The sequence below is a fragment of the Sphingobium sp. HDIP04 genome, from assembly GCF_000445085.1.
GTDB lineage: Bacteria > Pseudomonadota > Alphaproteobacteria > Sphingomonadales > Sphingomonadaceae > Sphingobium > Sphingobium indicum.
This window is the reverse complement of record NZ_ATDO01000133.1, coordinates 1-2,346: the sequence shown is the minus strand read 5'-3', so window position 1 is coordinate 2,346 and position 2,346 is coordinate 1. Positions and strand designations below refer to the sequence as shown.

Below are 2,346 nucleotides of genomic sequence, written 5' to 3'. Positions count from 1 at the left end.
GCGGGAGGGGGAACATGGATCACAGCGTGCGGGCGCGTTCCTCGACCTCGAACAGTTCCAGCGTGTCGCCGGGCTTGATGTCGTTGGTGTCCTGGAGCACCGCGCCGCATTCCATGCCTGCGCGGACTTCGGAGACGTCGTCCTTGAAGCGGCGGAGCGAGGCGATGTGGGTGCGCGACACGATGACATCCTCGCGGGTGAGGCGCGCTGCCAGACCCTTGCGGATGATGCCTTCGAGGACGAGCAGGCCCGCCGCCTTGTCCTTCTTGCCCGCCGGGAAGACCTGAAGCACCTCGGCCCGGCCGACGATGGTTTCGATGCGTTCCGGCGCCAACTGGCCAGCCATTTCGCCGCGAACTTCCTCAAGCAGGTCGTAGATCACGTCATAATAGCGCAGCGAGATCTTCTCGCGCTCCGCCAACTGGCGCGCCTTGGCATTGGGGCGCACGTTGAAGCCGATCAGCGGGGCGCGGCTGGCGGCCGCCAGCGTGACGTCGCTTTCAGTGATCGCGCCGACGCCCGAATGCAGGATGCGGACCTTGATCTCGTCGGTCGAGATGCGGTTCAGCGACGAGACGATCGCTTCCACCGAACCCTGCACGTCGCCCTTCACCACCACCGGATATTCGATGACCTTGGTGTTCAGCGCCGAGAACATATGTTCAAAGCTCGTCGGGGCGGCCGTGGTGCGCTTCTTGGTCGCCTGTTCCTGGCGATAGGCGGCGACTTCGCGGGCGCGGGCCTCGTTCTCGACGACGGTGAGCTGGTCGCCCGCCATCGGCACGCCGGACAGGCCCAGAACCTCGACCGGGGTCGAGGGACCGGCGGTCTTCACATTCTGGCCCTTGTCGTTGATCATTGCGCGGACCTTGCCGCTTTCCGACCCGATGACGAAGGTGTCGCCGATCTTGAGCGTGCCCTTGCGCACCAGCACGGTGGCGACCGCGCCGCGGCCCTTGTCCAGCTGCGCCTCGACCACATTGCCTTCGGCGGCGCGGTCGGGATTGGCGGTCAGTTCGAGCAGTTCGGCCTGGAGCATGATCTTGTCGAGCAGATCGTCGAGGCCCGTCCGCTTGAGCGCGGAAACCTCCACGTCCTGCGTTTCGCCGCCCATATCCTCGACCACGATCTCATGTTCGAGCAGGCGTTCGCGGATACGCTGGGGATTGGCTTCGGGCTTGTCGACCTTGTTGATCGCGACGATCATCGGCACGCCGGCGGCCTTGGTGTGGTTGATGGCCTCGATGGTCTGGGGCATCAGCCCGTCGTCCGCCGCCACCACCAGGATGACGATGTCGGTGACGTTGGCGCCGCGCGCGCGCATTTCCGAAAAGGCCTCGTGGCCCGGCGTGTCGAGGAAGGTGATGGTGTCGCCGCCCTTCGTCTTCACCTGATAGGCGCCGATATGCTGGGTGATGCCGCCGCTTTCGCCCGACACGACGTTGGTGCCGCGCAACGCGTCGAGCAACGACGTCTTGCCATGGTCGACATGGCCCATGATGGTCACGACCGGCGGACGGGCTTTAAGCGTTTCGGGCGCGTCGACCTCGCCCTCCATGCCGATTTCGACGTCGGCGTCGGACACGCGCTGGATACGGTGGCCGAATTCCTCGACCAGCAGTTCCGCCGTATCCTGGTCGATCGGCTGGTTGAGCGTGACGGCGGTGCCCATCTTGAACAGGGCCTTCACCAGGTCCGCGCCCTTTTCGGCCATGCGGTTGGCCAGTTCCTGGACGGTGATGCTTTCCGGCACGACCACGTCGCGCGTCTGCTTCTCGCGCTGCTGGGCGCCGCCGGAATAATGGGCGCGACGTTCCTTCTCGCGGGCGCGCTTCAGCGCGGCGAGGCTGCGGGCGCGGGCGCTGTCGTCATCCGCAAGGGCGCGGGTGACGGTGAGCTTGCCGGCCTGGCGGCGATTGTCGTCGCCGCGCTTGGCGCGGTCAGGCTTGGCCGGTTCGGGGCGCTTGACCGGCGCGACCGGCGTGAAGCGGCGCGGCGGCGGCATGGCGGTCGAGGCGGCGGACTTCGGCTCGGCGGCGGAGGGCGCGGCGTCGACCGGAACATCAGCGGCGGTCGACCCGGATTCCTCGACAGGCGCCCTGGCGGCTTCCTCGGCCGGCCCGGTCTCGACTTCGGGCTGACGCGTGGTTTCGACCTCGGCCGCTTCGGTAGCCTGGCGGTTTTCCTCGGCGCGGCGCTTTTCCTCCTCGCTCGCGGCAAGGCGCTGGGCGTCTTCGCGGCGGCGCGCTTCCTCCAGCGCGGACATGCGGGCTTCCTCGGCCTCGCGCAGCAGCTTCGCCTGCAATTCCTGACGCGACATCAGGCTTTGCGGCGGCGCCGGACGGG

At 67.5% G+C, this 2,346-nt stretch carries 1 protein-coding gene; it reads right to left on the bottom strand.

All coding sequences use genetic code 11. The features are described 5' to 3' along the window. Window positions 1-19: 19 nt before the first annotated feature. Window positions 20-2,346, bottom strand: a 2,327-nt coding sequence (gene infB, locus L286_RS45055) for a translation initiation factor IF-2 (RefSeq protein ID WP_021223989.1), incomplete at its 5' end; no start/stop codon positions are given.